Genomic DNA, 6141 nt, shown 5'->3' with positions numbered 1-6141 from the left:
CGTCGTCGTCGGACTCGTCGTCGTCAGGCTCGACCGAGGAACCGTCGGCCTCCGGCTCGTCCTCGTCCTCGTCGTCGAGGTCGAGGTCGAGGTCGTCGACGTCGAGCGTCAGCCCGTCGAGCTCGTCGAGGCGCTGCTGGGCGTCGGTGAGCTGCTCCGGGTCGCGACGGGCGGCCTCGGCGAACATCCGCCGCGCCTCGTCGGTGGCCCCGGTCTGCAGCAGCGCGTCGGCGAAGGCGTAGCGCAGCCGCGCCGAGGCCTGCTGCTCCTGCTCGCGGGCCGCAGCCGCCGCCCCGCGCCCCAGGGGCGGGCCGCTGCGGGTCGGTGCAGGAGCGGCGACGGCCCGGCGCAGCATGCGCACCGCCTCGGCCTGCTGGCCGAGGTCGGAGCGGGCACCGGCCGCCACGATCGTCATCTCCGTGCGCAGGGCCGGCTCGAGCTCGAGACCTTCCGCCTCACGGGCGAGCGTCAGCGCCTGCTGCGGGCGGCCGAGGGCCCGCTCGCAGTCCGCCATCACCGGCAGGTAGTCGGCCGAGCCGGTCATCCGGCGCAGCGCGCGGTACTCCGACAGCGCGGCGGCGAACTCTCCCGCCGCGTACGCCGTCTCCGCCGCCGCCTCACGCACGACGGGGAGCCGTGCCGCACGACGCCGCGCCGCCTCCGCGTGGGCGTACGCCAGCGCCGGGTCGGTGTCGATGAGCTCGCCCGCCGCGACGAGGTGCCCCGCGACGATCTCCTCGAGCTCCTTGGGCAGGCTGCGCAGCTCGGCGCGCACCGCACGGTTCAGCGTGCGGACGTCGACGCCCTCGGGCACGCCGGGCTCGTCGGGTCGCCGGGCCAGCCCGGGACGGGGCGGCTCGCGGTCGGGCCGGTCGCGGCCCACGCCTCCACGGGGACGGTCGTCCCTGCGGCGGTCCCCACCACGGCCTTCGCCGCCCGAACGCTCGAAGCGCGGACGGTCCCCACCGCGGGAGTCCCCTCCGGAACGGTCGAAGCGCGGACGGTCCCCGCCCCGCGAGTCTTTACCCGAGCGGTCGTACCGGGGTCGGTCGCCGCCGCGGGGGTCCGCACCGCGGGAGTCGCCGGCGGGACGGTCGTAGCGCGGACGGTCTCCACCGCGCGAGTCCCCGCCCGAGCGGTCGTAGCGCGGTCGGTCACCACCCCGGGGGTCGTCAGCGGGACGGTCGTACCGCGGCCGGTCACCGCCGCGGGAATCGCCGCCCGAACGGTCGAAGCGCGGACGGTCACCGCCCCGCGAATCGCCTCCGGAGCGGTCGTAGCGCGGGCGGTCGCCACCACGGAAGTCGCTCCCGCGCGAGTCGCCACCGCGCGAGTCGCCACCGCGCGAGTCGCCAGCGGGACGGTCGTACCGCGGCCGGTCACCACCACGGGAATCGCCAGCGGGACGGTCGTAGCGCGGACGGTCCTTGCCGCGCGAGTCGCCAGCGGGACGGTCGTAGCGCGGGCGGTCCCCGCTGCGCGAGTCCCCACCGCGCGAGTCGTACCTGGGCCGGTCGCCACCACGCGAGTCGCCGCCACGCGAGTCGTACCTGGGCCGGTCGCCGCCGCGCGAGTCGCCGCCTCGGGAGTCACCACCGGAACGGTCGTAGCGCGGGCGGTCGCCGCCGCGCGAGTCGTCACCACGGTCGTAGCGCGGGCGGTCGCCACCGCGTGAGTCGCCACCGGAGCGGTCGTACCGGGGACGGTCGCCACCGCGCGCATCACCGCCACGGGAGCCACCACCGGCGGGACGGTCGTCGCGCGAGTAGCTGCCGCCGCCCCGGTCGTCGCGCGGGCGGTCGTAGCGCGGGCGGTCGTCGCGGGAGTAGCCACCGCGGTCGTCCCGCGGGCGGTCGCCGCCCGGACGGCCGCGGTCGTCGCCGCCGCGCCCGGTACCCCGGTCGTCGCCGCGTCCGCCGAAGGGCCGTCGGCCCTGCGACCCACCGCCGTCCCGGGGACCGCCGCCGCGCCCGTCGCGCGGCCCGCCGCCGCGTGCGCCGCGTCCGTCGTCGCGACCACCACGTCCGTCGCCACGACCCTGCCCACCCGGACGCCTCGCCTCTGCCACCGACCTAGTCTCCCCGACGGCGGCCCCGAAGCGCAGCGGCGTCCGTGCCGGCCGCCGGGTCCGCGGTCAACCGACGACGACGACCTCCGGGCCCGCCGCGCTCAGCTCGGCGACGATCGGGTCCGGCGCTGAGGCGTCGGTGATGACGAGGTCGACCTCCGCGACGGCAGCGAAGGAGCAGAAGGAGTTGCGTCCGAGCTTGCCGGAGATCACCGGCACCACCCGCCGCCGGGCGCTCAGGAGCATCGCCCGCTTGGCCGACGCCTCCTCAGGGTTCGTCGTCGTCAGGCCCTGGGCGGCGCTCATGCCGTTCACGCCGACCATCGCGACGTCGACGGTCAGCGACTGCAACCGCCGGCTCGTCCAGGCGTCGACGGCCGCGCTCGTCAGGCCGCGCACCATGCCGGGCAGGGTGATCACGCCGACCCCCTCGTAGTCGGCGAGGTGCCGGGCGGCGGGGAGGTTGTTGGTCACGACGGTCAGCGTCGCGTCCCGCGGCACCGCCTGCGCCGCGAACAGCGTCAGCGAACCTGAGTCGAGCACCAGGACCCCGCCGTCGGGGAGCTCGGCGGCGAGCCGCGCGGCGATGCGGCGCTTGTCCTCGATCTGCTCGGCGTGCCGGGCGGCCAGCGCGACCTCGAAGGGCACCGCGTCCAGGAGCTGGGCGCCGCCGCGCACCCTCCGCAGCAGCCCGCGCCGCTCGAGGGTGTCGAGGTCGCGCCGCACGGTCTCGGTCGTGACCTCGAGGTGCTCGCTGATCTGGGTGACCGTCGCCCGCCGCTCGTCCTGCGCGAGCAGGAAGTCGGTGATGGCCCGCTGCCGTTCCGGGGGGTACCTCGTCAGCACCCTCGCCTCCTCGTCGTCGCGTCCTCGCGCGTCATCCTCGCAGGTCAAACGGCTCGGGCAGGACTCCGGGACGTCTCGGGCAGCCCGCCGCCGTCGGCGTACGCTCGTGCTCCGCGGAGCCGGGCTGCCGACGCCCCGGCCCACCGGACCGGCTCGAGGAGGCGCCCGTCATGCCCACGCGACGAGCTGCCGACGGGTCGGTCGCCGCCCCCGGTCCGGACCAGCGCTTCGAGCGGCTGCTCACCTGGCTCTCCGCCGAGGGGCGCCTCGACGTCGGCGACGCGGCGGAGCGCCTCGGGGTGGCTCAGGAGACGGTCCGCCGCGACCTGCGGGTGCTCGAGTCGCGTGCCCAGCTGGTCCGGGTGCACGGTGGCGCCGTCGAGGTGGAGCCGGCGCTGCCCGGCTCGGTCCCCGGGCTCACGGTGCCCGGGACGCGCGCCCCAGGGGTGGAGCCCGAGGACCGGGACCTGCTCGAGGCGCTCTGGCACCAGCTCCCGCGGAACGGCACCCTGCTCCTCGGCACCGGGCGCCTGACGCTCGAGCTGGCGACCGTCATGGTGAACGACCCGCCCGACGACGACCTGACGGTCGTCACGAACGCGCTCGACGTCGCCCTGCTGCTCTCCCGCGTCTCCCGGGTCTCGGTCTACAACATCGGCGGCGCCGTCAGCCCGCGCACGCACGCGCAGGAGGGCGACTGGGCCCTGACCGAGCTGCACCGCCTGCACACCGACGTGAGCGTGGTGTGCCCCGGTGGCCTCACGCTCGAGCGCGGCCTCAGCCAGCCGACCCCGGCCGCGGCCGCGGTGTCGCAGGCCGAGGTCGCCGCCGGGTCCCGCGTGGTCGCGCTGGTCGAGGGCGCCGCCCTCGGGCGGCCCTCGTTCGTCACGTTCGCCGGCCTGGACGAGGTCGACCAGGTGGTCGTGGCCGGCGACCCCCCGCCGACGCTCGTGGAGCAGCTCGGCGAGCACGGCATGACCTGCACCGACCGACGGTCGGTGTCAGCAACCAGGAGAGGACGGAAGAGTTGACGTTGGTCGCAGGGGTGGACTCGTCCACCCAGTCGGTCAAGATCGTGGTCTGCGACGCGGAGACGGGTGAGGTGGTCCGCTCCGGACGCGCCCCGCACCCGGAGGGCACGGAGGTGTCCGCTGCCGCCTGGTGGACCGCCTACCAGTCCGCCGCCTCGACTCCGGGCCTGCTCGACGACGTCGAGGCCATCGCGGTCGGTGGGCAGCAGCACGGCATGGTCACCCTGGACGAGGACGGCGAGCTCGTGCGCGACGCCCTCCTGTGGAACGACACGCGCTCGGCCCGGGACGCACGCGACCTGGTCGCCGAGCTCGGCGGCGGGCAGGCGTGGGCCGACGCCACCGGGACGGTGCCGCTGGCGTCGATGACGGTGACCAAGCTGCGCTGGCTCGCCCGCGCCGAGCCGGAGTCGGCGAAGCGGGTCGCGTCGGTCGTCCTCCCGCACGACTACCTGACCTGGGAGCTGGGCGGGCGCTCGTTCGCGCCGGTGACGGACCGCGGCGACGCGTCGGGCACCTGCTACTACGACGCGTCCAAGGGCGAGTACCGCGACGACCTCGTCCGGCTCGCGCTGGGCCGCTCGATCGAGCTCCCCCGGGTCGCCGACCCCGCCGAGATCGTCGGGCACACCCCGGACGGCATCGCCATCGCCGCCGGGACCGGGGACAACATGGCAGCCGGCCTCGGCCTGGGGCTGCAATCGGGCTCGGCCGTGGTCTCCCTGGGCACGAGCGGCACCGCGTTCACGCGCAGCGCAACGCCGACCCACGAGCCCAGCGGCACCGTCGCCGGGTTCGCCGACGCGACCGGTGCCTTCCTGCCGCTCGTCTGCACCCTCAACGGCGCGCGCAACCTGGTGGCCACCGCTGAGGTTCTCGGCGTCACGCTCGACGAGCTGGCCCGCCTGGCGCTCTCGGCCCCGGCCGGCAGCGGCGGGCTGGTGTTCCTGCCCTTCCTCGAGGGCGAGCGGACGCCGTCGCTGCCCGAGGCGACCGGCGAGCTGGTCGGCCTGACGCTGTCGAGCATGAAGCCGGCGAACCTCGCGCGCGCCGCCATCGAGGGCGTGCTGTGGAGCCTCGCCTACGGGGTCGACGTGCTGCGCAAGCAGACCGGCGAGATCTCGGCGATCACGCTCACCGGCGGGGCGTCCCAGTCGGAGGCCGTCCGTCGGATCGCCACGAGCGTCTTCGGGCTGCCCGTCGTCGTCACGGAGGCGTTCGAGAGCGTCGCCGTGGGAGCTGCACGCCAAGCCGCGTGGGCGCTCACCGGTGAGCTCCCCGAGTGGCGCGTCCCCGTCGCCGGGCGGTACGAGCCGACCGAGGCCGACGTCGCCGCCGCGGACGACCTCATGGGTCGCTACACCGAGGTGCTGCGCGCCCACTTCGAGGTGCCTGACTTCAGCCGCTGACCGTCTCTCGGACGCCAGAGGTTCTGCTGTCCGGGGACCACGGTCACGGAGACGAGCAGAGGGGCTGGACCTACGCCGTGGGCGTGGGTCCAGCCCCTCGTACGTTCCGCCCCAGGCATGGGGCCTGCATCAGTGGACCCAGAGGACGCAGTAGACGCGAGGTGGGCTGTCGCAGGCTCCTCAGCACTCGCGACTGCGGAAAACCCTGTGCGGGGTGAGCCAGCTTCTCCGGAGAAACGACGCCTACCCGTTCCGAGCCCCTCGACAGAGCTCGAGGGCGTTGCCAGGAGCACGGCCCAAGCCATCGCCCAGCTTCGACAGTGCGAGCAGACCGCGATCTTGGAAGGGGCAGAAAGCGAACCTTCGACTCCTACGCCCTTCGGAGTAGCCGAGGGGGCTCCTGGAAGGCCGATGCATCCATCCAAGGACTTAAGCGCATCGTCGGCTGCTCTTGACGTCCAGAAGGAGACCTCGCCCGCATGAGCGCCTGGCCGACTCAAACACGTCTTGAGTCCGTCGATCTCATCGGGGGCGTCCATCGCCGCCAACCCCGCGTTGGATCGAGCGCTCACAAAGGCCCGCTCGTCGGCGAGGGCACGGAGAAGAAGCAGCGCTTCCCGCTCTGCTCGCGCGCACCGCGCTGCCGGCAGGGCGAGCACCCGGTGCCTTGAATGGCGAACTGCTTTTGGGCGTGCGTAAACACCTCAGGGCCGGCCACAACATGTGTGGCCGGCCCTGAGGTGTGTGTGTTGTCCGGCGACGTCCTAGTCTCCCACACGGTCCCCCG

At 74.8% G+C, this 6141-nt stretch carries 4 protein-coding genes; 2 read left to right on the top strand and 2 right to left on the bottom strand.

Annotation, left to right across the window (positions count from 1 at the left end; all coding sequences use genetic code 11):
- Both BMY04_RS22940 and BMY04_RS19940 read right to left on the bottom strand, forming a co-directional pair.
- Positions 1 to 883 (bottom strand): hypothetical protein (locus BMY04_RS22940; RefSeq protein WP_170854242.1); only part of this gene is annotated, 883 nt, incomplete at its 3' end.
- A 1251-nt stretch (positions 884 to 2134) separates the two neighbouring features.
- Positions 2135 to 2914: a DeoR/GlpR family DNA-binding transcription regulator gene (locus BMY04_RS19940; RefSeq protein WP_170854241.1), complete on the bottom strand. Its 780-nt coding sequence runs from the start codon at positions 2912 to 2914 to the stop codon at positions 2135 to 2137.
- Positions 2915 to 3084: 170 nt separating this feature from the next.
- On the opposite strand from BMY04_RS19940, the gene BMY04_RS19935 reads away from it, so the two are divergent.
- Positions 3085 to 3945 carry a DeoR/GlpR family DNA-binding transcription regulator gene (locus tag BMY04_RS19935; protein WP_091185830.1) on the top strand — a complete coding sequence of 287 codons (861 nt, stop codon included), beginning with the start codon at positions 3085 to 3087 and terminating at the stop codon, positions 3943 to 3945.
- Complete coding sequence (xylB, locus tag BMY04_RS19930) at positions 3942 to 5354, top strand: xylulokinase (protein WP_091185828.1); 1413 nt, start codon at positions 3942 to 3944, stop codon at positions 5352 to 5354. Before BMY04_RS19935 ends, xylB begins: the two co-directional genes overlap by 4 nt.
- The last annotated feature ends 787 nt before the right edge of the window (positions 5355 to 6141 follow it).

The organism is Microlunatus flavus, from assembly GCF_900110855.1.
GTDB classification, from domain to species: Bacteria; Actinomycetota; Actinomycetes; order Propionibacteriales; family Propionibacteriaceae; genus Microlunatus; species Microlunatus flavus.
The sequence above is the reverse complement of the archived record's forward strand: the minus strand, read 5'-3'. Positions and strand labels throughout refer to the sequence as shown.